This window comes from Shewanella sp. T24-MNA-CIBAN-0130 (assembly GCF_040310185.1).
Lineage (GTDB): Bacteria > Pseudomonadota > Gammaproteobacteria > Enterobacterales > Shewanellaceae > Shewanella > Shewanella psychromarinicola.
In genome coordinates, this window is sequence record NZ_JBEOPP010000512.1 from 1 (window position 1) to 243 (window position 243).

1 protein-coding gene is annotated in these 243 nt (G+C 44.0%); it reads left to right on the forward strand.

Translation table 11 applies throughout. The features are described 5' to 3' along the window. The coding region (locus tag AAEZ02_RS23315; protein ID WP_351125584.1) for a TonB-dependent receptor domain-containing protein at window positions 1-243 on the forward strand (243 nt) is incomplete at both ends.

Consider the following 243-nt stretch of genomic DNA (forward strand, 5'->3'; position numbering starts at 1 on the left):
AGGTTTAGCATATGTTGATGCTCAAAAAGCCGCAGGTCAAACGGGTATCGTCATCGACACTGATGTGAATGGTGGTAGCGGTGAAGTCAGAGGTTTGGAATTAGGTTACCAGCAACAGTTCAGCTTTTTACCCGGCATTTGGGCAGGTTTAGGTGTTAACGCAAACTATACTTATGCAGATAGTGAACAACCCGATGGCAATCCATTACTGAATATTTCTAAGCACACCGCTAACACTCAAGT